General features: G+C 53.1%; 28 protein-coding genes. All 28 read left to right on the forward strand.

Going from position 1 to position 23,243, the window contains the following annotated elements:
* Nucleotides 1-243: glycoside hydrolase family protein (locus OGY18_RS25455; RefSeq protein WP_286553282.1), on the forward strand; the 243-nt coding region annotated here is incomplete at its 5' end.
* Entirely contained in the window at nt 222-758 is a 537-nt protein-coding gene (locus OGY18_RS25460; protein ID WP_185228745.1) for a DUF2514 domain-containing protein, read from the forward strand. The genes OGY18_RS25455 and OGY18_RS25460, both read left to right, overlap by 22 nt.
* Before the next feature lie 86 nt (nt 759-844).
* On the forward strand, nt 845-1,300 hold the full coding sequence (locus tag OGY18_RS25465; protein WP_286554773.1) for a hypothetical protein: 456 nt from the start codon (nt 845-847) through the stop codon (nt 1,298-1,300).
* 276 nt (nt 1,301-1,576) lie between these two features.
* A complete protein-coding gene (locus OGY18_RS25470; RefSeq protein WP_286554774.1) occupies nt 1,577-2,566 on the forward strand; it encodes a terminase small subunit in 990 nt (329 codons plus the stop codon).
* A complete protein-coding gene (locus OGY18_RS25475; protein ID WP_286554776.1) occupies nt 2,544-3,848 on the forward strand; it encodes a terminase large subunit domain-containing protein in 1,305 nt (434 codons plus the stop codon). The genes OGY18_RS25470 and OGY18_RS25475 overlap by 23 nt, the downstream gene beginning before the upstream one ends.
* Before the next feature lie 4 nt (nt 3,849-3,852).
* Nucleotides 3,853-5,256 carry a DUF4055 domain-containing protein gene (locus tag OGY18_RS25480; protein WP_286554779.1) on the forward strand — a complete coding sequence of 468 codons (1,404 nt, stop codon included), beginning with the start codon at nt 3,853-3,855 and terminating at the stop codon, nt 5,254-5,256.
* A gap of 1 nt (nt 5,257) precedes the next feature.
* Nucleotides 5,258-6,364 carry a phage minor head protein gene (locus OGY18_RS25485; RefSeq protein ID WP_286554781.1) on the forward strand — a complete coding sequence of 369 codons (1,107 nt, stop codon included), beginning with the start codon at nt 5,258-5,260 and terminating at the stop codon, nt 6,362-6,364.
* Between the two features lie 2 nt (nt 6,365-6,366).
* Nucleotides 6,367-6,510, forward strand: a complete 144-nt coding sequence (locus tag OGY18_RS25490) for a hypothetical protein (protein WP_165612491.1) — start codon at nt 6,367-6,369, stop codon at nt 6,508-6,510.
* A gap of 125 nt (nt 6,511-6,635) precedes the next feature.
* Nucleotides 6,636-7,388 carry a DUF6651 domain-containing protein gene (locus OGY18_RS25495; RefSeq protein WP_286554784.1) on the forward strand — a complete coding sequence of 251 codons (753 nt, stop codon included), beginning with the start codon at nt 6,636-6,638 and terminating at the stop codon, nt 7,386-7,388.
* A 16-nt stretch (nt 7,389-7,404) separates the two neighbouring features.
* Nucleotides 7,405-8,541: a major capsid protein gene (locus OGY18_RS25500; RefSeq protein WP_286554786.1), complete on the forward strand. Its 1,137-nt coding sequence runs from the start codon at nt 7,405-7,407 to the stop codon at nt 8,539-8,541.
* 39 nt (nt 8,542-8,580) lie between these two features.
* Nucleotides 8,581-8,802, forward strand: a complete 222-nt coding sequence (locus tag OGY18_RS25505; protein ID WP_286554788.1) for a hypothetical protein — start codon at nt 8,581-8,583, stop codon at nt 8,800-8,802.
* Nucleotides 8,803-8,804: 2 nt separating this feature from the next.
* Complete coding sequence (locus tag OGY18_RS25510; protein WP_286554790.1) at nt 8,805-9,287, forward strand: DnaT-like ssDNA-binding protein; 483 nt, start codon at nt 8,805-8,807, stop codon at nt 9,285-9,287.
* Between the two features lies 1 nt (nt 9,288).
* The gene (locus tag OGY18_RS25515) at nt 9,289-9,642 is read left to right on the forward strand and encodes a hypothetical protein (protein WP_286554791.1); all 354 of its coding nucleotides are present in this window, start codon (nt 9,289-9,291) and stop codon (nt 9,640-9,642) included.
* A 2-nt stretch (nt 9,643-9,644) separates the two neighbouring features.
* Nucleotides 9,645-10,244, forward strand: coding sequence for a hypothetical protein (locus tag OGY18_RS25520; protein WP_286554793.1), 600 nt, complete (start codon nt 9,645-9,647; stop codon nt 10,242-10,244).
* Nucleotides 10,245-10,251: 7 nt separating this feature from the next.
* Nucleotides 10,252-10,683 (forward strand): DUF4128 domain-containing protein, encoded by a 432-nt coding sequence (locus OGY18_RS25525; protein WP_230131589.1) that lies wholly within the window; start codon nt 10,252-10,254, stop codon nt 10,681-10,683.
* Nucleotides 10,684-10,729: 46 nt separating this feature from the next.
* Complete coding sequence (locus OGY18_RS25530) at nt 10,730-11,662, forward strand: phage tail tube protein (RefSeq protein ID WP_264363819.1); 933 nt, start codon at nt 10,730-10,732, stop codon at nt 11,660-11,662.
* A gap of 41 nt (nt 11,663-11,703) precedes the next feature.
* Entirely contained in the window at nt 11,704-12,042 is a 339-nt protein-coding gene (locus OGY18_RS25535) for a phage tail assembly chaperone (RefSeq protein ID WP_065554628.1), read from the forward strand.
* A gap of 17 nt (nt 12,043-12,059) precedes the next feature.
* Complete coding sequence (locus OGY18_RS25540) at nt 12,060-12,347, forward strand: DUF1799 domain-containing protein (protein ID WP_264363818.1); 288 nt, start codon at nt 12,060-12,062, stop codon at nt 12,345-12,347.
* A complete protein-coding gene (locus tag OGY18_RS25545) occupies nt 12,347-15,400 on the forward strand; it encodes a phage tail tape measure protein (RefSeq protein ID WP_286554804.1) in 3,054 nt (1,017 codons plus the stop codon). The genes OGY18_RS25540 and OGY18_RS25545 overlap by 1 nt, the downstream gene beginning before the upstream one ends.
* Before the next feature lie 217 nt (nt 15,401-15,617).
* Complete coding sequence (locus OGY18_RS25550) at nt 15,618-15,947, forward strand: hypothetical protein (RefSeq protein ID WP_286554805.1); 330 nt, start codon at nt 15,618-15,620, stop codon at nt 15,945-15,947.
* Between the two features lie 58 nt (nt 15,948-16,005).
* On the forward strand, nt 16,006-16,356 hold the full coding sequence (locus tag OGY18_RS25555; RefSeq protein WP_071692428.1) for a phage tail protein: 351 nt from the start codon (nt 16,006-16,008) through the stop codon (nt 16,354-16,356).
* 8 nt (nt 16,357-16,364) lie between these two features.
* On the forward strand, nt 16,365-17,138 hold the full coding sequence (locus OGY18_RS25560) for a phage minor tail protein L (protein WP_038641014.1): 774 nt from the start codon (nt 16,365-16,367) through the stop codon (nt 17,136-17,138).
* Nucleotides 17,139-17,150: 12 nt separating this feature from the next.
* The gene (locus OGY18_RS25565; RefSeq protein WP_286554807.1) at nt 17,151-17,882 is read left to right on the forward strand and encodes a C40 family peptidase; all 732 of its coding nucleotides are present in this window, start codon (nt 17,151-17,153) and stop codon (nt 17,880-17,882) included.
* A complete protein-coding gene (locus tag OGY18_RS25570) occupies nt 17,870-18,463 on the forward strand; it encodes a tail assembly protein (RefSeq protein WP_210958907.1) in 594 nt (197 codons plus the stop codon). The genes OGY18_RS25565 and OGY18_RS25570 overlap by 13 nt, the downstream gene beginning before the upstream one ends.
* Nucleotides 18,464-18,541: 78 nt before the next feature.
* Nucleotides 18,542-18,907 carry a hypothetical protein gene (locus OGY18_RS25575; protein ID WP_275396751.1) on the forward strand — a complete coding sequence of 122 codons (366 nt, stop codon included), beginning with the start codon at nt 18,542-18,544 and terminating at the stop codon, nt 18,905-18,907.
* 52 nt (nt 18,908-18,959) lie between these two features.
* Complete coding sequence (locus OGY18_RS25580; protein ID WP_286554814.1) at nt 18,960-22,160, forward strand: TipJ family phage tail tip protein; 3,201 nt, start codon at nt 18,960-18,962, stop codon at nt 22,158-22,160.
* Nucleotides 22,153-22,470, forward strand: a complete 318-nt coding sequence (locus OGY18_RS25585; RefSeq protein WP_048220767.1) for a hypothetical protein — start codon at nt 22,153-22,155, stop codon at nt 22,468-22,470. The genes OGY18_RS25580 and OGY18_RS25585 overlap by 8 nt, the downstream gene beginning before the upstream one ends.
* Nucleotides 22,471-23,145, forward strand: a complete 675-nt coding sequence (locus OGY18_RS25590) for a hypothetical protein (RefSeq protein WP_286554815.1) — start codon at nt 22,471-22,473, stop codon at nt 23,143-23,145.
* Nucleotides 23,146-23,243: the final 98 nt, after the last annotated feature.

Below are 23,243 nucleotides of genomic sequence, written 5' to 3' on the forward strand. Positions count from 1 at the left end.
CAGAAAGCCGGGATCGCGTCTTTCTGCCCCTACAACATTGGTCCCGGAAAATGTTTCCCGTCTACGTTCTATAAGCGCATCAATGCTGGCGACCGTAAAGGGGCCTGTGATGCTATTCGCTGGTGGATTAAAGACGGCGGGCGCGATTGTCGCCTGACCAAAGGCCAGAAAAATGGCTGCTATGGGCAGGTAGAGCGACGGGACCAGGAAAGTGCGCTGGCATGCTGGGGGATAGACCAGTGAACCTGCGCTATCAGTTTATTGCCATTTCGCTGCTGGTGGCCGTTGCATTCATCGCGGGTAGTGTATGGAGCAGCCGCGGTTGGGAAAAGAAGTGGGCTGACCGTAATAGCATGGAATCTTCACAGGAAGCGAACGCGCAGACTGCCGCACGCTGGATTGAACAAGGGCGCATAATTGCCCGTGATGAGGCTGTAAAAGATGCACAAGCACAAGCCGCTAAATCTGCTGCCACTGCTGCTGGCCTGTCTGCCACTGTTAGCCAGTTGCGTACCGAAGCAACAAAGCTTGCCGCCCGCCTGGACGCCGCAAAGCACACCTCAGATCTTGCCACTGCCGTCAGAAGCAAAACAGCCGGAGCCGACGCCGCAGTGCTCGCCGACATGCTCGGAGATATTGCAGCAGAAGCTAAGCGATATGCTGGAATCGCTGACGAACGCTACACCGCCGGGATGACGTGTGAACGTATTTACGATTCGGTGAGAGAGTCAAACAATAACCCTATAGCCTCGCAATAGAAGGGGTTTTAACAGCGGTGATCACTGGGCTTTTGACTTTGTTGTCTTTAGGTTAAAATATTAGTTCTTATAAAATGGAGAATTTAATGTTTAAGCAATTCAGGCGCAATATTGCCTCTGCAAAGGTAAGAAAGTATATAGCTCACTGGATGGAAGTTATGTCGCTTACATTCAGAAATTCTATGGCAGGAAATTATATTGACCAGAAGGATTTAGACAGAATTAGCCTTGTTATTATTAGCACTGCAATCACTGAGGCAAAAGTTTGTAGTGGCATAATCATGACATGTGTTGCTGATGTGGCGGCTAGAGCAGGCATGACCGAAGAGGATTTAAGTTATCTTCCGTATCAGGTGATTGCCATAACGAAAGGGGTGGAAGGTCGTTCCCCGTTAGAGTCTAAGAAAGGTATGCTTGGGCTCATTTCACCTGGTTATGAGTTTTCTGATCAGGATGCGGGTTGGTTCGATACTAATATTGAAATCATAACTAAGCAGCTTAAAAATGATTTGCGAAGCGTAGTTAACAAGTTGCAAGATTGATTATTTTCGCGTGATGATTTCATCACCACCTCCGGTTAGTTGCTATTAGTTTAGATTTTACAACAGGCATTCACCGAGTTCCTGTGATAATGTCGAAACTCATTAATCAGGTGCGCGAGTGTCGGGTAATACCGGTCCGGACGAAGCGTGACGCTGCTATAAGTTGGAGGATGGTGCAGACGACCAATATCTTCTGGCTCAATGGTCCGAATCCATTCCTGATTACCACACCCAAGCCACTGGCATCCGCTGGTGGCTTTTTTATTGGAGTAAGCAATGGCAAAACCGGACTGGGGCGAGCTTCAGCAACGGTTCCTGTCCGAACATGCCGCAACCGGCGTATCACCAAAGGATTGGTGTGAAGCGCAGGGACTGAACTACGCTACCGCCCGTCGATATATCAAAAAACTTTCTGCGCAAAAACCTGCGCAGAAAAAAATGCGCACTGCGCAGAAAGATAAAAGCGCAAATGAGCTGGTGGACGATGATGGGCTTACTGCTCAGCAGCGCTTATTTGTCGCGGAGTACCTGAAGGATGGTAATGCCACACAGGCAGCTATCCGGGCTGGCTACAGTAAAAAATCAGCTGAACAAATCGGCTATCAACTCCTTAAGAAAACTTCAGTTGCACAGGCCATCGCGCGACAGCAGAAAGCTTCCATTGCGCGCACGCTTGGCAGTGCTGATGAGGTCCTGGATCAGATGTGGCAACTCGCCACCTTCGATGCAAACCAGCTTTCACAGTATCGTCGCGGTGCGTGTCGTTACTGCTGGGGCTTTGGCCATCAATATCAGTGGCGCGATGCCGTGGAGTTTGAAGAGAAACAGCTGGAAGCTAAAGAACGCGACAAGCGTGAGCCAGTCGACGTGGGCGGCTATGGATATGACCACACCCGTGAGCCTAACCATGCCTGCCCGCGCTGCAATGGTGACGGAATAGGCCAGCCTTACTTCGCCGACACCCGGAAACTCTCCCCTGTTGCTGCTCTGGCTTATTCCGGCGTGAAGCTGGGGAAGAATGGCGTCGAGATAACCGCTATCAGCCGTGAGCGAATGTTTGAAGCGGTAATGAAGCGGCTCGGCCTGGCGGATAGCGAGTTCGCTCAGCGTCTCCAGCAGATCGAAATCGGCCGCCGGCAGTTGGAGGTGGAAAAACTCCGCAAAGAGCTGGCCGGTGATGGTGATGATGACGAACCGACCCCAGTGCAAATCAATATCAACGTAGTGGACGCGAGGGCGGAAGATGAGGATCAGCCCGACACTTAACATCCCACAGGCTCGCTTCCTCGCGATGGAGCACAAGTTTAAAGCCTACGTTGCCGGGTTCGGTTCCGGTAAAACGTGGGTGGGTTGTGGCGGCATCTGCAAAGGGATGTGGGAACACCCGAAAATCAACCAGGGTTATTTCGCGCCGACGTACCCGCAGATTCGTGACATCTTCTACCAGACGATCGAAGAGGTGGCCTTTGACTGGGGGCTGAGCGTCAAAATCAATGAGGGGAACAAAGAGGTTCACTTCTACGAGGGGCGACGGTTCCGCGGGACAACAATCTGCCGCTCGATGGAGAAGCCAGGCTCGATAGTTGGTTTCAAAATCGGTAACGCGATGGTGGATGAGTTGGATGTCATGGCGGCTGCCAAAGCGCAACAGGCTTGGCGAAAAATCATCGCCCGTATGCGTTACAAGGTTGATGGGCTGCGTAACGGTATTGACGTCACAACCACGCCGGAAGGGTTCAAATTCGTTTACCAGCAATTTGTGAAGGCAGTACGTGAAAAGCCAGAGCTCTCAGCCCTGTACGGTCTGATACAGGCCAGCACGTTCGACAACGCGAAGAACCTGCCCGCGGATTACATCCCTTCGCTGATGAATTCCTACCCGCCGGAGTTGATTAAGGCGTATCTGAGGGGGCGCTTCACCAACCTGACCAGCGGCACCATCTATCACCAGTTCGATCGACGACTGAATAACTGTACTGATGAAGAACAGGCAGGCGAACCGCTCTATATCGGCATGGACTTTAACGTTGGCAAAATGGCGGCCATCGTCCACGTCCTTCGCAATGGCGAGCCGCGCGCGGTACGTGAATTGATAAAAGTTTATGACACGCCAGCCATGATAAAGCGTATCCAGGAAGAGTTCTGGCGCTACGAGGGCGGGCGCTATGTTGCCTCCAGGCAGATTTACATCTATCCGGATGCTTCCGGCGATTCACGCAAGTCCAATAACGCCAGCGCCACCGATATTGCGCAGCTCAAGCAGGCCGGATTCAGCGTGGTGGTGAACGCCGCCAACCCGCCGGTAAAGGATCGCATTAACTCCATGAATGCCATGTTCTGCAACGGCAACGGTGAGCGCCGCTACAAAGTTAACGTTGCTCGCTGCCCGGTCTATACAGACAGCCTTGAACAGCAGGTATGGGCGGCAAACGGCGAGCCGGATAAATCAGCCGACAACGATCACCCAAACGACGCTGGTGGCTATTTCATCGTGAAGCAATTCCCGATCATCAAGCCGACCGGAAAAGTCACTCAACTACGGATTTAACTCCATGCCTGATATTTCAACACCCAATCTGGACTATGGGAACATGGTGCAGGCGTGGGACATTAACGACGCCCTGATGGGCGGCACGCTGTACATGCGTCAGTTGGGTGAGGAATATCTTCCTCGCTGGCCGAAAGAAGACAAAGAGGATTACAAAAAGCGCCTGGCGGTAGCCACGTTGCTGCCTGCATACGAAGAGACCATCAACCAGAACGTCGGGCGCGTTTTCGCTGAACCTATCCAACTGGGCGAGAACGTCCCGGATCAACTGCGCGAGTTCGCGAAGAATGTCGATCTGGAAGGCAGCCGCCTAGATGTGTGGGCGCAGGCATTCTTCAGCCTAGCGATGCAGTACGGTCTATCGCATGCGCTGGTGGATTATCCCCGGGTGGACGCCGAACAGGTGAAGACCAAGGCTGATGAGAAAGCCACCGGAGCGCGGCCATATGTAACGATGCTCAATCCCCGACAGGTAATTGGCTGGAAGTCAAAGATGACTGCTGGCAAGGTCGTGCTCACGGAGCTGCGCATCAAAGAGGTGGTCGTCGAAGATGGCGACGACTTTGGGCAAACAAAGGTTGAGCAGATTCGTTTGCTGACATCTGGACAGGTGCAGATTTATCGCAAGGCGAACGGTGACAATGCCCAGTCCAACTGGACGCTGCATGAAGAATGGCAGACCTCCCGCAGGGACATCACCCTGGTTACCCTCTACACCAAGCGTACCGGGTTTATGTGCGGTTCTCCGCCGCTGCTGAACATGGCGCTGCTGAACGTGAAGCACTGGCAGAGTCAGAGCGAACAGGACAACATCCTGCATGTAGCGCGCGTCCCGTTGCTTACGGTATTCGGCCTGGAGGATGGGCAGGAACTGGTAATTGGCTCTTCGTCTGCAACTCAGTTCTCCGACCGTCAGAAGCAGGGGCTTGAGTACGTTGAACACACAGGCACTTCAATAGCATCGGGTAAAGAGTCGCTGACCGACCTGGTAGAGCAGATGCGCCAGGCGGGCGCTAAGTTACTGCGTACCGACAACACATCCACGAAGTCTGTAGACCAGACCTCCGAAGAGAAAATGCAGGAGCAGTCTCCGCTCTACACTATGGCAACCAGCCTGGAAGATGCGATCGACAACATCCTGCAAATCATGGCTGAGTACATCGGGGAATCTGAGGGGGGGAACGTCGATGTCCGCACCGAGCTGGATGTTGAGTCGAAAGAGTTCAACCCGCCAGCGGCGCTGGCCATTCAGTCGCTACGTCAGGGCGGTGACCTTCGCCGCATCGATGCTATTAAATCACTGCAAAAACTCAACCTGATTGATGCCGATGCAGACCCGGAGAAGGTCCTGGACGAATTGCTGGCTGAATCATCGTCTCTGGATACCAGAACGTTAGAGGAGGTATAGCATGGCCCGCTCTGTCAATGACCGCCTCCAGGATGAGACAATAGCGCATGGCCTTTATGTGACGCGCTACGGCACCGGCGTCGCCCGGCGCATGGTTGCGTTGCTGAACAGGATGGATGCTGACCTGGCTGCCAAATTGCTGGTGTTGCTGGACGGCAAGCGAGCTGATACGTACAGCGCCCGTCGCCTGTCATCGCTGTTGGCTGGTGTGCGGGACCTCAACCAGCAGGCCTACGAACCGGTTAATACCGCGCTTGCCCGCGAACTGACGCGCTACGTTGAGTATGAGGCCGTATATCATCTGGACCTTTTCAGCAGCATTATTCCGAAGCAAATCCTCAAGCATGTCCCGCTCCAGAGCATTGCACCAGAGCAGGTTTACGCTGCTGCCGTGGCGCAGCCTTTTCAGGGGCGCTTACTTAAGGAATGGGGTCAGAAGCTAGAATCGGATCGACTGGACAAAATCACTAACGCTGTGCGTTCTGGGTTTCTCCAAGGCGAAACGGTAGAGCAGATCGTTAAGCACGTTGCCGGTACGCCGAAACTCAACCGTGAAGATGGGGTGATTAACGCATCCCGCCGCGACCTTGCCGTCGTGACCCGTACCGCGGTGAACCATATGGCCGCCACGGCGCGCCAGGAGTTCGCTCAGGCTAATAGCGACATTGTGAAGGCCAAGAAGTGGTCATCAACGCTCGACACCCATACGAGCCAGTGGTGCATCATCCGAGACCGCAAGCTTTACACCCTCGACGGCAAGCCGCTGGGGCATGTAGTTCCATACCTGCGCGGGCCTGGCAAAATTCACTTTTGCTGCCGGTCCAGTGAAATCCTTATTACCAAGTCGTGGGAGGAACTGCAGATACCTCCTGGCGAACTGAGCAACGCAACTAGGGCGTCCATGGACGGCCAGGTGCCAGCAAATACGAGTTATGCCGAATGGCTCGTCAGGCAGCCGTACGCACGGCAGGAACAGGTGCTGGGCGTTACTCGCGCGCGGATGCTACGCGACGGCAAAATCACGGTGCCGGAGATGTTTAACGATGCCGGGGAATTTCTCACCCTGGATGAACTGCGCCGTGTGGATGCGTCGGCGTTTGAGGGTTAGCCATGCAAAATGAGAAAGACAAAACTATCACCCTGACAGAGGCTGAGCGCAAATTCATCATGATTGCGATGATTGCCTATGCCTTATCTGGTGAGGCGTCAGAAGAAGACGCAAAAATCGCAGAGCAAATAATCAATAAGCTCTGAGCATTACAAAATTCAACTCAAGGCTGCCTTCGGGTGGCCTTTTTTATGTCTGCCGCTAAGCGGATGCGACGCGGTGCCCGGGTCGGATGACCCACTACCAATGGCCGGAAGGCTGGAGCAAAACAATGAAACTCAAACTTGATGCTAACGGAAATGTGGTCGTTGAAAACGGTATGCCTGTGTACGTCCATGATGACGGAAAAGAGATCCCGTTCGATGCGGTCGCAGCGATGACCAAAATCACCTCGCTAAATGGTGAAGCTAAAACTCACCGCGAGGCGAAGGAAGCGGCGGAAGCCGGTCTCGCGAAATTCGCAGGCATCACCGATCCGACCAAGGCGCTCGAAGCCCTGGAAATGATGACCAAAATCGACCAGAAGAAACTGATTGATGCTGGCGCCGTTGACCAGGTTAAAGCCGAAATCACCAAGGTCTTCCAGCAGCAACTGGACGAAGCCAATGGGCGCAGCCAGAAACTGGAAACCCAGCTCTACGACGAGATGATCGGCGGCCGCTTCGGTGGCTCTAAGTTCATTACCGAGAAGATGGCGATCCCGGCTGAGTTCGTGCGCTCCCACTTCGGCCAGAACTTCAAAATCGAAGACGGCAAGGTCGTGGCGTACGACGGGCAGGGCAACAAAGTATTCTCCCGCACCAAGCCCGGCGAGTTGGCAGGCTTCGACGAAGCGCTGGAATCTCTGGTCGAGTTGCATCCGCAGAAAGACTACATCCTCAAAGCGTCCGGCAATAGCGGCGGTGGCTCCCACCAGTCGCAGCATCAGGCCGGGCAAAAAACCATGAAGCGTGGTGCGTTCGATGCTCTGGATGACGTGGGTAAGCAAACCGCGTTGAAAGACGGCGTCACCATCGTCGATTAATCGAAAGGAAACCTGAATGTCAAATACCCTTACTGGTCTCATCCCGACCATCTACACCGCACTGGACGTGGTTTCACGAGAGCAGGTTGGCTTCATCCCAGCAGTGGCTCGCAACGCTAAAGCCGATGCTGCTGCTAAAGGTCAGACCGTTACTGCACCAGTGGCACCGCAGGCTACTACGAATGATATTGTTCCAGGGGCGACTGCTCCGAACGATGGAGACCAGAACATCGGCACCGTGAACGTGCAGATCACCAAATCCAAAATGGCCCCGGTCAAATGGAATGGTGAAGAGCAGCTCGCAGTCGGCCCATCTGGTACCTACAACATCATCCTGGCTGACCAGTTTAAACAAGCATTTCGCGCGCTGAGTAACGAAGTGGATGCAGATCTGGCAGCCCAGTTCTTCAACTCTTCCCGTGCCGTAGGTACGCCAAAAGATACGCCGTTTAGTATCAAAGACGACCTGTCTGACGCAGCGAACGCTCGCCAAATCCTGACCGATAACGGTGCGCCAACTACCGACCTTCGCATGGTGTTGGGTGGCGAAGCGATGGCTTCCATTCGTGGTAAGCAATCGGTTCTGTTCAAAGCGAACGAAGCCGGTACCGACCAACTGCTGCGTGAAGGCGTAATCGGTCGCGTGATGGGCTTCAACTTGCATGAATCCGCCAACATCAAGCGTACGGCGAAAAGCACCGCAACTGGCTACAAAGTCAACGGCGCGAAGAAAGAAGGCGACATCATCGTTGCTATCTCTGCGGGTACCGGTGGTATCGCTGTAGGTACTGCAGTGAAGTTTGACGGTGACGACAACCAGTACATGGTCGTTGCTGCCACATCTTCCAGCGTCACTATCGGCGCGCCTGGCCTGCGCAAAGATTTGACTGACCAGGCTGCGGTAACTGTCCTTAGCGAGTTCGCACCAAACGTGGCGTTTGACCGCAATGCGTTCCTGCTGGCGAGCCGTACCCCTGCGATGCCTGAGGGTGGCGATAGTGCCGATGACGTGATGAACGTAACCGATCCGGTTTCCGGCATTACCTTCCAGATCGCACTGTACCGCCAGTACCGCCAGGTGCGTTACGAAGTTGGCCTGGCATGGGGCACCGCGTCCATCGCGAACCGCCATTCCGCCATCATCATGGGCTAACCACTGGGGCTTCGGCTCCTTTGTTTTTCAGGAGGCCCAATGGCCGGATTGACCAAAGAGCAGCGCGTGTTGCGTGAGGCTGAAAAGCTTGCGGCGCAGAACGACACTAAACATGCTCCTGCCCAGCAGGAACAGCAAGGCATCGAACTGGTTCTCATGGTTCGTGACCAGCCGGAGTTCCCCGGCGGCCCGTTAAGCGCGGAGGTTCACCCTGCCGAAGTGGATAACTGGCTGGCGCTGGACTGGCGTCTGGAGGAATAACCATGCTGGTTGCCGATCCCCATTCTCCTGACTTTAATACCTACGCTAGCGTTGTTGACCTGCGTGCGTTCGCAGCCGGGCGCGGATATACCGTACCTGCCGATGATGGCGAGTGCGGGCAGATGCTGATGCAGGCGATGGATTATCTGGAGGGCAAGTCATGGCGCGGGCAGCGCAGCGTTGCTTCACAGCCGCTATCCTGGCCTCGCTCTGGCGTTCGTTTCGATGGTGTTGACCTGCCGGATGATGCTATTCCACAGCGCCTGGTTGATGCACAGTGCCGCCTGGCTATCGAATCGCAGGAGATTGACTTAACGCCTTCAGTTGCTGGTGGTGGGGAGGTGACAATGGAGCGCGTCGAAGGTGCGGTAACTGTTCAGTACGAGGCGGGTACCAACAAGGCTACGCCATCATTCCCCTGGTTCTATTCCTCGCTGCGCGGGCTGGTGGTCGGCGGCAATCAGATCCGTATCGAAAGGGGCTGATATGGCAATTAGCTACCTGCGCATGCGCGCGACCGCAACCCGGCTGCTGACCGAGAACGGGAAGGCATACCAACTAACCCGCGGCGGCGGCACTACCCGCGATCAGTTCGGGAAAGAGGTCACCACCCCGGCAATGACTACGACCGTCACCGGCGTTATCACCGAATACTCATCCCGAGAAATCGACGGCTCCCTAATCGCTACCGGCGATAAGAAACTGGCGGCCACGTTTGAAACAGAAGTGCGTATCGATGACCGTATCGAAATTGACGGTAAAAAGTGGCGCGTGGTGCAGCCGAATCCTGTTAAGCCTGCCGATGTTCTGATCTCCTATAACATTCAGCTAAGGGCGTAACTATGGCAAGTTCTGCTAATCAGCCGTTCCTGGCTGCTATTCAGCTGTTCGTTGATGGCTCAAAGCAGGAGATTGACGAGGCGGTGCGTCGGACGGGTATCAAAATCCTCGGGCGCCTAGTCGAAAAGTCTCCAATTGGCAACCCTGATGTCTGGAAGGTAAACCAGACGGCATCAGCCTATAACGATGCAGTACGAGACCACAATGCTGCGCTGCGTGATGACCCAGCAAACGTGACGAAGTCCGGGCGCCTTAAACGTGGCTTACGGGTAAACGACTCGATGGACATCAAAAAGCCAGATGGTTATGTCGGCGGGCGCTTCAAGAACAACTGGTATGTGGGGTTTGATAGCCAACCGACCCAATCCAACGATACTCCGGATGCCTCCGGCCAGGGTTCCAACTCCCGCGGTCTGGCGGTGCTTGAAGTGTTCAGGGTGGGGCAGGTCAGCTCGATTTACTTCACAAATAACCTGCCATACGCACAGGCACTGGAGAACGGGCACTCTGGTCAGGCCCCCGGCGGCATGGTAGGTATCACTGCACTGGACGCAGCGCAGCTGTTTCGTGAGGCGATGAGCGAGGTACGTAATGGCCGGTGACCAATCAATGCTAATTGCGGAATTGCTCGAGTCGCGCCTTGCTGATATCGCCCTTGCGATTGATATGCCGATAGCCTGGCCAAACATCATTTTTGAACCGCCAGATGATGTCCCGTACGGGAGGGTCTATATACTCCCGGCACAAACTATCGGGCAAGACTTTGCAGGGCAGCTTCGTACGTATCAGGGCATTTTCCAGGTGAACATAGTCACCCCCGCAGGAATAGGCGTCGGCAAGGCGCGAACATTTGCCAGTGTGATTGCGGGCGGATTTCCCGAAGGCCTCGCTCTGGTGGCTGGTGATTTGACCGTCTATATCAACGGGCCGCCTCAGATTCGCCAGCCAATACAGGACCGTCCGACCTCTGCACCAAACGGCAGCAGCGGCTCCATCACCTACACCATCCCCGTCAGCATGCAGTACCGCGCTGATTACTGACCCACTATCTGGTGGGTTTTTTATTACTTAAATTCAGGAGAATGCAATGGCATTCGCAATCCCTAACGGGTCGCGTGTAAACGTGGCCAAGGCCTATCTTGCGCCGATTGTCTTCACTGCGGCATCCAATGCGACGGAATGCGAACTGACCGTTGCCTCGGCTGCTGGCATCCTCGCGGGCGATGTCGTCCAGGTTAGCTCTGGCTGGCTGAAGCTCGACAACATGGTGGTGCGTGTCAAGTCAGTTACTGGAACGAAAATCGTGCTGGAAGCGTTCGATACCACCGACACCAAGAAGTTTCCGGCGGGTACCGGGGCAGGTACGCTGCGTAAAATTGATTCGTGGATCACCATGCCTCAGGTGATGACGCTGTCCACCGAAGGCGGTGACCAACAGACCATCAGTGTGCAGTTCCTGGAGGATGATAAAGCCCGTACCATCCCGACATTCAAAAACGCCGTGGTTCAGGTCTATACCTTCGCGCATGACCCGCAACTGGCGATCTACAAACGCCTCATTGACCTGGACGACTCCAGCGATACTACAGCGGTCTGGTTCCACAACCCGCGCGGCAAAGCCGATCGATACTACTCTGCCAAAGTATCCTTCCAGCGTGTACCACGTACTGAAATCAATGCTGTTGAAAGTAATGAAGCGCGCATGAACTTCGAATCGGATATGCAGATTTACCCGATTGCCGATTCCTCCGCTACTCCACTGACATTCCTGACTGACCTGCCACCAACCAAGTCTGTTGCTGCTAACGCAGCTCTGGATCTGTCGGTGGTCATGCAGGGTGGTTCCGCGCCGTACGCCTATGTGTGGAAGAAAGGTGGCACCGCCATTCCGGGCAAAACCGCATCCACGCTCAACATTCCGTCCGCTCAGTCTTCCGATGCCGGGGTGTATACCTGCGAAGTTACCGACGCCGCAGGCAAGACGCTCACTTCTGCCGGATGCACCGTTAGCATTACTTGATTAATCTGGCCCGGTAAGCCGGGCCTTACCGAGATGAACAAATGACCAAATTCTCCCTGATCCCCAATCCGACATTTTCCGTTACTGCCAGCATCCCGCGAGCTGGCACCGAAGACGGAAAACTGACCTTCACCTTTCGCCATAAAACGCTGGAGGAACTGCGTGCTATGGACGAGAAGCTGCAAAAGGATGCAGAAAGCAAGAAGGCTGCTATTGAGCCGCAGGCCGATTACCTCATGGAAATTGTCGAAGGCTGGGCGCTGCCGGATGAGTTCAACCGCGATAACGTGATCGTCCTGCTAAAGAACTATCCTCGCGCGTTCGACAGCATCGGTCTGGCATACACCAAAGAGCTGATGGGACTGCGCGAAAAAAACTGAGGCAGGTCGCCGCAGCGTTGTATACACCGGGACCGACGCTCGCGGAGTTAGCCGCTTTTGGTTTAACGCCTGAGGACGTGGAGGAAGAGGTATGGATCCTGCCATCCGTATGGGAGGCCTTTACCGTCTTCTCCGCACTGGCGACCCAATGGCGCGTCGGCGCGGGCGGTGCGACCGGTCTTGATTACAACGTTCTCCCCTGGGTGTTTAAGTTGCACGGGGTTGAGGATGCGGCGGCCTGCATGGCTGATATTCGAATCATGGAAAGCGAGGCTCTCAAAGTGATGCATAAGGAGACGGCCTGATGAGTGACCAAATCGCCTCGATCACATTGCGTGCTGACGTATCCGATCTGAAAACAGCCAGCAATGAACTGGATAAACTCGGTGAAGCCGCGGCGGGAGCCGTAGGCAAAGCTGATGACCTCAACAGCGTATTCCGCGCTGGTGCTGAGTCTGCGAAGCAGGGCAGCGAAGGTATCAAAGAGCAGCAGGTGGCGCTGAAAGGCCTGCTGGAGAATATCGACCCGGTAAACAAGGCGCTTAACCGGCTGGATGAACAGCAGGCCGCCCTGCGTAACTTCCAGACCAAAGGCTTCCTGGATACCGATGATTTTCAGCACTACAACAAAATCCTCGACGATACGCGGCTAAAGCTGACGGATACCGGCGAAGCTGCTGCCAGGGCACAAGCCGAACTGGCAGCCACCCAGGCCGCCGAGAAGCAATCTGCCGCGCTGAAAAACCTGCTGGGTTCCATCGACCCTACCATCCGCGCCTTTAATTCGCTGGATGAGCAGCATGCGCAGTTGGTGGCACACTTCGAAGCGGGGCGTATTAACGGCACCCAGTTCGAGCATTTCAACACCATCCTAAACCAGACGCGCGAACGGCTCTCGGGCGTGGCTGACGTCCTTCCTGAGGCGCTATCCCGGCAGGAAGCTGCTGCCCGGCGCGCTGGAATCTCCGTTGGCCAGTACAGCGCAGCAATGCGCACGCTTCCGGCGCAATTCACCGATATCGCCACGCAGCTGGCTGGCGGTCAGTCGCCGTTCCTGATTCTGCTGCAACAGGGCGGGCAGATTAAAGACCAGTTCGGCTCGGTTCAGGGGGCGTTGTCCGGCGTCGGCGAATACATCCGCAGCATGGCTGGGATGATTAACCCTACCACAATCGCACTTGGTGGGCTGATTGGCACGATCGGCCTGCTGGCTGCCGCAGCGTATAACTCCTCGGAGCAATTTGAGCAGGTGGCACGCTCTGTCATCATGATGGGTGGGGCTGGCTTCTCCTCAATGCAGCAGCTCAACCAGGCCGCTGAGGAAGTGGCTGGCAAGACGAATACATCGATTAGCTCCACTGTCGATACGCTGGTTACGTTGAACGATACTGGCAAATATACCGCAAGCCAGATGAAGCAGGTCGCAACGACCATCACCCTCATGGGTAAGGCCGGAAATGATACCAAAGCGGCAATGAGCGACTTCGAAAAGATTGTCAGCGATCCGGTTAAAAGGCTTGCCAGCCTCAATGAACAATATGGTTTCGTTGATGAAGCCATGATCAAGCACATTATCCAGCTACGTAAGCAGAAGGGGGAGCAGGCGGCTGTTACCGAAGCTATTGAGCTGTTTGCAGGCGTCATGGCAAAGCGCGCAGAGGAGACCAACAAAGCGACCGATAATATCGGTAAAACGTGGGAAAACCTTAAAAAGAGCGCTTCTGACACCTTTGGCGATATAGGTATTACCGTGCGCGCATGGGGAAACCAGATCATCGATATTTTCGAACTGGTTAAGTCCTCGATCAAAGACTTGTTCCTCAATATCACCTCTCTGGACGCCAAGTTCACCAGCACCATCGCTGGCTGGGCAGACAAAATCCCGGGTGGCGGTGCGCTGGTTAATTTCCTCGGCATGGACGTTGAGGCAATGAAAAAGGCTGGTGCGGAAGCGGACAAAGAGATTGAGGCGAACAAAAAACGCTATAACGAGCTTTGGAAGCGCGTCACTGCGCCTAACGCACAGGCAAACTATGAGGCTGAAGCGCGAGGGTCTAACGTAAAAGGTGATGGCGGAACAAGTCGAGAATCAAGAGACGCAGTCTCGAAGCTTGCACAAGACTCAGCCAAAAAGACCAAAGAAGCCAAAGCCACGCTGGATGCTGGCGATCGCACTCTGGAGAACTACCGGGCGCAGGCAAGGACCTTAACGGAAACCCTCGAAACCCTGCGTCAGACCGGCGATATTCACGCCAAAAACACCGAACTGGGCAAGCAGCAGTCACGTTTTGCGGAACTGGACGAGGCCGCCAAAACCCGAGCCCTCACCGCACAGGAGAAATCTCTTCTGTCTAGCCGGGAAGCCATTCTGAATGCCGCGAAGGTTGTGGATCAGAAGAACAAAGAAGTAGAGGCCCAGCAGAAGATTAACGGCCTGGCACAGCAGGCTAATAAGTACGTCACCCAGATGTCGGAAAAGACCGATGCTTTGCGTGCTAGTGCAGGCTTCAGCAGTCGCCAAACTCAACGCATGATGGAAGAAGCGCAGCTTCGCCAGGGCTGGCTCAACGGTGGTGGTAAACTTGAGGATGCCGGTTATGAAAAAGAACTGGCAGCTCTCAGAAAGTATTACGCTGAAGAAGACAAATTACGGGGAGACTGGAAAGCAGGTGCGGTGAGTGGCTGGAATGAATATCTTGATGCAGCCACGAACACTTACGACGCCGTTAAGAACGTTGCCAGTTCCACGCTAACAGGTCTGAGCGACATGTTGACTGAGCTGATGACCACTGGCAAAGCATCAGTTAAAGAATTCGGCAAATCCATGCTCAAGATGATCCTTGATGTGACGAACCGTCTCATGGTGGCCTATACGGTGCAGGCAGCTATGGGATGGATAAGTGGTGGTTCGGGAGGTGGAGCCACACCTGGTGGATCGTATGCAAATGCTGCAGCAGGGGTAACGTTCAACGCTAAAGGTGGAGTCTATGAATCTTCGGGCCTCAGTAAATACGTGAACGGTGTCTACGACACTCCCCAGTATTTCACATTCCAGGGTGCATCTAAGTTCGCCAAAGGTGGCGTTTTCGCTGAAGCCGGGGCGGAGGCAATCATGCCACTCACGCGCGACTCATCAGGTCGTCTCGGGGTAAGAGCCCAAGGGGGGAGCGGTGGGCAACCGCAGGTCAACATAGATATTTATGTCGATAATAAGGGCAACACATCATCAAACTCGTCTGGAGATGGGAATGCCGCAGCAAGGGCGTTAGGAAAGGAAATTGAGGCCAAAGTGACCGAGGTCTTAATGAGGGCTACCAGAAGTGATGGGTTGCTTGGAAGGCAATTCCAGACAAAATAATAGCCTGAATGTGATCCTGAGAGAGCAATATCATGCGCACCAGGTTACATCAAAGCATCACCTGGCTATTATGCGCAAACAATATTAATCAGGGAATGATGGTGAATAAAGTCTTCACGGTTGCGGGATTAGAAATGCCAATTGTTACGAACTCAGGGAATGGTCCAAACGATACCGAGACAAAGAATATAAATGGGAAAACCATAAGGAGTATTAGGTGACAAAAGATAGAGTGTTTTGTTTTTTATTTGGTGTGCTCGTGTCGTTTATTTTTGGAGTTGCTGGAAGCTATTGGGGATATCTTAAATTATCTACAAAAATGGCTGTTCCAAAAACGATTTGCATCATTGACGCGCCAAATTTAGCCATACAAGAGGCTGACAGAGTTCAGCGTGAAGCCCAGGGGTTATCTCAAGGACCTGCTAGTGATGGGAAAGAACCCCTGCGCGGATTCAATCGTTGCCAAGAAAAAGTTGACAGTAGCGCTAATGATCTTGAATTCGCTTTAAATATGTACAAAGAAATGAAAGAGAATCGCGGTAAGTGAAAGTCATAATTGGCAATCTATGAACCCAGCCCTGGCTGGGTTTTTTTATGGAGTAAATATGGCCGTTGAAACATACAACTGGCACTCGCAGCTCGGCGCTGGTGCCGTCGAATACAGCCAAACAATAAGGTCTGCGCAGTTCGGTGATGGTTATGAGCAGGTAGCCGAGAACGGCATTAACTCGACTGCTATTCAGGTACCGATGAAGCATGTGGGCACTGACTCTGAAGTGAATACCGTCCGTGACTTTCTGCTGGCGCATACCGTTAAGGCTTTTATCATCGAGCCTCCTGGCGAAGTGAAGGGGCTTTATCGCGTCGTGGCCGATTCAGTGCGAAAGAACCAGATCAGCAGTAAGTTCGCCGAGCTGACCTTCACCATTAAGCGCGCCTACGGCGTCTATGCCTGAGGTGGAGCATGACAGCACTGATTGATACAGCTGCAATGCTGGCGCCGGGCGGTAGAGTCCGGCTGGTTGAAGTAGATGCTTCAGAGTTCAGTGGCGGTATTCATCGCTTCCACTACAGTCCATTTCCCCATACACCCGCCGAGATCGAAGCGGCGAAAGGCGATGAGACTAAACTTGGACCAAAGCCCATATTTTGGGATGGTAAAACCTTCGACTTCTGGCCATTCCAGATTTCTGACCTCGCTCTCTCGACCGACCAGGCCGCTGAGCCGAAACTTAGCGTATCGAACCTTGACGGGCATATCACTGCGCTCTGCCTGCAGTTCAAGGACATGGTTAACGCTAAGGTGAGTATCATCGACACCTACACTGTTTACCTCGATGCGGTGAACTTCCCTGGTGGCGTGAACGCGACAGCTGATCCGTCGATGTTTACTCTCCAGACTTTCTGGCTGGACACGAAAACCTCTGAAGATGATGAAGTGGTGACGTGGGCGTTGAGTAGCCCAGCGGATTTGCAGAACCTAGTTATTCCCACCCGTCAAATTACATCGCTGTGCGAGTGGGCTCTGCGCGGCCAGTACCGAAGCGGTGACGGCTGCACCTACAACGGAACAGCGTATTTTGATGCGAAAGGGAATGCGGTTGCTGACCCTGCGCTGGACGTGTGCGGTGGTTGCCTGAGCGATTGCCGCAAGCGATTTGGTGCGGGCCTGGCTGAACCTAATACTGCCACTCTCGATTTTGGTGGATTCCCGGCAACTGTTCTCTTCTCCCGATAACCGGACTTCAATATGAACAAAACGATAATGAACGCTATCCGGGTGCATGCTCTGGAGGAATCGCCACGCGAGTGCTGCGGCTTCGTCATCCAGTCAGGACGGCGCCAGCGGTATATCCCGGTACCGAATAGGCACGAAAACCCGACAGAGCATTTCCGTATTGACGGTGAGTATTGGGCGAATGCTGAAGATAGCGGAACCATAATCCGTGTCATTCACTCGCACCCGGGTGATGGCGCGCGTGCAATAGCTTCAGATCTTGATAGGCAGCAGTGCAATCAGTCAGGTGTCGTCTGGGGCATCTATGCGCCGGATTGCGACGAATACGCCGAAATCACGCCTGATACCATTCCTCTGATTGGCCGCCCGTTCATTCTGGGCTCGCACGACTGCTGGGGGTTGGTAATGGACTGGCATGCTACACAGGGCGTTACGCTGACCGATTTCCGCGTTGACTACCCGTGGTGGGAAAGCCACTACCCGGACAACCTCTATTTCGATAACTGGGAGAAAGAGGGTTTCATAGAATGCGGCCCGTCGCCAGGCTGCATGGTCATCATGCAGGTTGAATCTGCTAAGTGGAACCATGCGGGGATCATTACCGAAGAAGGTGGGCTGCTTCATCATCTCTATGGGCAACCATCCTGCATCACGCCGTACTTGCGCGGCTATTTCAAAGACCGGACGATGATATGCGTCCGACATAAAAACTTATCTCAGGAAATAAAACCATGGCGCGGCTAACGACAATTCGCCTGTACGGTGCGCTGGGTGCGAGATTTGGGCGCGTGCATAAGCTGGCGGTGCAGACGTCAGCTGAAGCAGTGAAGGCGTTATGTATCAACCTGGACGGTTTGGAAAGTTATCTAATGAACGCGAAGAAAAACGGAATGACGTTCGCTGTGTTTCGTGGAAAAAGAAACATCGGGGTTGAGGACTACCAGAACCTTGCTGGGAATAGCGATATTCGCATTGCACCGGTTATGGAAGGTGCAAAGAAGGCCGGCATATTTCAAACCATTCTCGGAGCCGTGATGGTGGTAGCTGGTATCGTGGTTACTGGTCTTTCGTATGGTTGGGCTTCCCCTGTAGGTGGTGCCATGATATCCGCTGGTATTGGGATGATGGCCGGAGGTATCTACCAGATGCTGTCACCCCAACCAAAAGGGCTTCAGGGGCGCGATGATCCCGATAACAAACCCAGCTATGCTTTCGGCAGCTCAGTAAACACCTTGGCAATGGGTAACCCGGTTGCCGCGCTCTATGGGGAGCGGGAGATCGGCGGTGCAATTATTAGTGCAGGAATCGTTGCAGAAGATATTTAAGTTTCAGCAACATAGCTCGCGGTTAACATGCGTAGTGTTATGCTACCTTTAACAGCATTCCACTATGGGGACACAACAATGCCAGCTGTAAAAATAGTCGCTGAATGGTTGAAAGAGGAAAAAGATCCTCGCATGGAATCTACTTTAGAGTTTGTTGCAGCTATTGATTTCAACGGACATATCAAACCTGAACAAAAGGTATATGGCCTAATTACGGGATATGGCTACGGTTCTTTACCTCCCGGGGATTATCCTTTCACAGGCGAAAAGAGTGAGCAGAGATGCTTAAAAATGGACTGGGGACGGGACTACCAGAAATTCAATTCTACAATTAATGTCCTTGGCAGACGACTGAGCCCCGGAGACATCATCACTCATGTGGAAAAACCTGGAATTGAAAATACTTTCGATTACGAGATAAGGTTAGTCACGTATTTTCAGTGATTAGCCACAGCAAAAACCAACCCGCTTAGGCGGGTTTTTTTATGGATGCAATATGGCAACGATTACTGGTGCGAAGGGCGGGAGTCAAAAACAGCATACACCTGTAGAACAGCCGGACTCCGCGCAATCAATGGCTCGCTGCCGCATGCTGCTGGCGCTGGGCGAGGGTGAATTTGCTGGTGGGCTGGATGCCACCCGTATTTTTCTCGATGGTACGCCGCTTGGCAACGCCGACGGCACCATGACCTTTGAGAACGTATCATGGGACTTCCGTCCCGGCACTCAGGTTCAGACACCAATCCCCGGCTTCCCGGCAGTTGAAAATGAAACAAGTATTGGCGTGTCGCTGACGAAAGTTACCCCATGGACTCGTGCGATCAGTAACACCCAGATTGACGCGGTGCTGGTACGTATTGGTATCCCTGGATTACAGCAGCAGGAAAACGATGGGGATATTGTCGGCACAACGGTTCAGTATCATATCGACCTTGCTGTGGACGGTGGGGCTTACTCGACAGTCATGACTAAAACCGTCACAGAAAAGCTCAGTTCGCTCTACGAGCTAACCCACCGTATTAATCTTCCTAAAGCCAGAACCGGCTGGCAGATTCGGGTTGTCCGGGATACTGCTGACAGTACCAGCCAAATGCTCCAGAACAAAACGCAGGTACAGGCGATCACCGAGGTGATTGACGCGCGTCTCCGTTATCCGCATACCGCACTACTGTATGTGTCATTCAATGCTAAGTCATTCAGCAATATCCCGAAGATATCTTGCAAGCCGAAAGGTCGGGTAATCCGCATCCCTCAGAACTACGATCCGATTACACGCACTTATGGCGGTATATGGGATGGTACATTCAAATGGTCCTGGAGTAACAACCCGGCTTGGATTTGGTTCGACATTCTTACTGAGCCGCGCTTCGGGCTGGGGCGCAGGGTTACACCAGCGATGCTCGATAAATGGGAGTTGTACCGTATTGCCCAGCGCTGCGACCAGAAGGTGCCGGATGGTAAGGGTGGCAGCGGTACCGAGCCTCGCTTTATGTTTGACGTTTATATCCAGGCTCAGGCTGATGCCTGGCAGGTGATTAAGGATATTGCGGCTGGTTTCAATGGTATGACGTTCTGGGGCAACAACATGTTCAATGTTGTCTCGGATATGCCAGCTGATACGTCAAAACTTCAGATACTCACCCGCGCTTCTGTTGTCGGTAAGCCAACGTACTCCAGCGGCAGTGAAAAGAACCGCTATAGCTCTGCGCTGATTAACTTTAGTGATCCGGATAACCACTATCAGGATCGCACAACGGCAGTGATGTTTCCTGATCTGGTGAAACAGTTCAAGTTTAAGCAGACACAACTCACTGCGATCGGATGCACGCGTGAAAGCGAGGCGCAGCGCCGCGGAGGGTGGGCCGTTTACTCCAACTCTCTGGACCGTATTATCACTGTTCAGACGGGACTTGATGGCTTCGCTTATGTGCCGGGGACCGTATTTGCGTTTGCAGATGAACGGCTATCTGGCCGTATCTATGGTGGACGTATTACTGAATACAACGGCGTTCTGAAATCTGTAACTACCGATCGGGGTACAAGCGCATTAGCCGGCGATACGCTGATGATTCGTACCCTGGGCGGTACCGTTGAGAGCAGAACCATTCAGGCGGTTAACGGCCAGCAACTGATACTGGTAACTGCCTTTACCGCTGAGCCACAACCTAATGCCATTTTTGTTATCGATGCTGGCCAGTTGCGCCTCCAGTACTTCCGCGTAACCAATCTGACATTTAACGATGAAGAGAACACCTACAGTATCACCGGTGCAGAGTACAACGCGACGAAGTATGATGCCGTTGATAACAACGCCCGGCTGGATACGCCGCCGATTAGTCTGTTACCGACAGGCCTGGTTAGCCAGCCCACGAATATCGCGATTAGCAGTTACGACTCGGTCCGGCAGGGGCAGCGTATTGCGACCATGGTTGCGAGTTGGGATGCGCCAGTAGATAAAAACGGGAAACCTCAGGCGGATATTGTCGCGTATCAGGCACAGTGGAAACGTGGTGATAATGAGTGGATCAACATTCCCGAAACAGGCCTGCGCAATATAGAGATCGCCGGGATTTTCTCAGGCGATTACCTCGTGAGAGTCCGCGCCATTAACTCTGGTGGAGCGTCCAGTTTGTGGACCTCTTCTGTTCTGACTCATCTCACTGGGCGTACAGGGGAAGTTCCCAAACCGGTTGGTCTGCGCACCACAGCAATCAACTGGGGTATTCAGGTTGACTGGTCCTTCCCGGTTGATACAGGTGACACCCTCCAGACTGAGTTGCAGTATTCAGTAAACGGTAATGGGGATAACCCTCTGCTGCTTGCCGGAGTTCCTTATCCGCAACACACCTACACACAACTGGGCTTAAAGGCTGGTGTTGAATTTTGGTACCGGGCTCGTCTGGTCGACCGTATTGGTAATCAGAGTGACTGGACCGACTGGGTTCGTGGTGAATCTAATGCGAATGCTGACGACTACCTGGGCGATATTGCCGATGATTTCCTGACGTCTGCCGACGGCGACCGCCTGACAAGCGACATTAATACCAATCTCGAAGCCGCATTGCAGAACGCGCTGGCCAACCATGCAACCGTGGAACACCAGTGGGCGCAGTACGGCGAAGTACGCGCGGATATTCTGGTGGTCAAAACAACCATTGCTGATGTTGATAAAGCGATGGCTGAAATGTCGACGCAGGTGCAGGCGCAGATTAAAGATGTAACCGCCTCGCTTGAGGATAAGCTCACTGCCACCGTTGACGCTACAAGTGCTACGGCCATTCATACCCTGAAAGTCGGAGTGCGCATCAACGATATTTTTTACGGTGCCGGGATGTCGATTGCGGTGCTGGCGGAAGCGGGTAAGCCGGTAGTCACTCGTGTCGGATTTAACGCCAATCAGTTCGTCCTGATGAGTGGCAGCGGTGATACGCAATATTCACCCTTTGCGGTGGTCAATGGTCAGGTGTTTATCAGCGATGCGTTTATTCAGAATGGAAGTATAACAAGCGCCAAAATTGCTAACGCCGCAATCAACAATGCGAAAATCTCAGGTTCTATCTGGTCAGAAGGTTACAAAGTTGCAAATCAGGGGGGGTGGTGTCTTTCTAAAGCCGACAACAATCTTTCCTTTACGGGGCCGGAAGGTCGTTTGTTTGTGCAGATTGGTAAACTAACAGGAGTGGCTCCCAATGTCTGATTTTGGATTTGCCTCATGGGACGCTAACGGCGTCCCGAATAACTATGGCATTAAACCTGTAACCGTGGTGGGCATCATCGATCTTGCTTTAGGTCAGAAAACGGGAAGCTACCAGTTCAACCTTGAGCCTGGCTTAAAGGTTGGGTTTGCAGTTGGTACTCTGGAGGATAAAGGGACAATAAGTTACACAGATAAAAGAAATATTATTGCATCTGGAAACACCATAACAATACAGCCTTCAGGTAGTGATGGGATTAATGATTACCCGGCAGTCAAAGTGCAGTTAATCGTTTTTGCGGAGACTGCGTAGATGGCTAAATATGGCGCATTGATTTCATTACCTAACGGGAACCCTTTTATCACACCTGATTCCACACCAATGACGCTTTACCGAAAAGTAACTGTCAACTCAACTTTTGGGGGGGATTTTAACAGTGCTTCGGCGTCCGTTACTATCGACGGTCAGAAGGGAGGGATTGCATTTGCAAGAACCAGCGCCCCGGCGAAGATATCAGCTTCAAAAAGTGGCAATACGTTCAGTGTTGATGCGTCTAATTACAGGAGATCGGCTTTTGTCCTTGAGGCCTATTTTTTTGCCATATATCCGCTTACGCTTCCGGCCTGGGGTGTGGCTATATGGGATGCCGAAGGGACACTGGTACTTACGAATGAGTCCCGGGTATTAAGCGACCTTACAACTATTGGTTCACCAGGTGCTGTAAGTGGTGGGCTTAACATTGATACATACATGGCAGGCAAATGGGCCGTAAATCCGATGGGGCTGGGCTCTGTCATCCTCCATGCGGGTTCTGCACCAGGTGGACAGCCAATATTTCAGTCTGTTGATGTGGGGACGGGTTGCCATGACGACACTGGTGGTACAAGAATTAGGGGGCAAAGTTCAACCACTGCAAGTGGTTCCTCTGTCGGATCAACGAATAGCGGAATTGTGATAACGGCGATAAACACAGCCGCATATGATTAAACTGATCGATTTAAACGATCAATTTTAGAATATTGATCTATTAAAACTATTTTTATTATTCAATGCCATTGGTTATTTTTTGTTTAAATAATTAACTC

Source organism: Citrobacter sp. Cpo142, from assembly GCF_030332425.1.
GTDB classification, from domain to species: Bacteria; Pseudomonadota; Gammaproteobacteria; order Enterobacterales; family Enterobacteriaceae; genus Citrobacter; species Citrobacter portucalensis.